At 58.6% G+C, this 210-nt stretch carries 1 protein-coding gene; it reads left to right on the forward strand.

Annotated features, from left to right (window positions below; translation table 11 throughout):
• Positions 1–12 precede the first annotated feature (12 nt).
• The coding region (locus HFD99_RS25470) for an AMP-binding protein (RefSeq protein ID WP_446723038.1) at positions 13–210 on the forward strand (198 nt) is incomplete at its 3' end.

Genomic DNA, 210 nt, shown 5'->3' on the forward strand with positions numbered 1-210 from the left:
ACCTACGCGGAGCTGAACGAACGAGCCAACCGTTTAGCGCGGACGTTGCGTGCGCAAGGGGTTCAGCCGGATCAGCCTGTGGGCATTCTGGTCCACCGTTCATTAGACATGATCGTAGGCATCTACGCGATCCTGAAGGCCGGCGGAGCCTATGTGCCGATTGATCCGGAATATCCGGCCGATCGTATCCGCTTTATGCTGGAGGACTCG

The sequence above is a fragment of the Paenibacillus sp. EKM301P genome, from assembly GCF_011800295.1.
Classification (GTDB): Bacteria; Bacillota; Bacilli; order Paenibacillales; family Paenibacillaceae; genus Paenibacillus; species Paenibacillus polymyxa.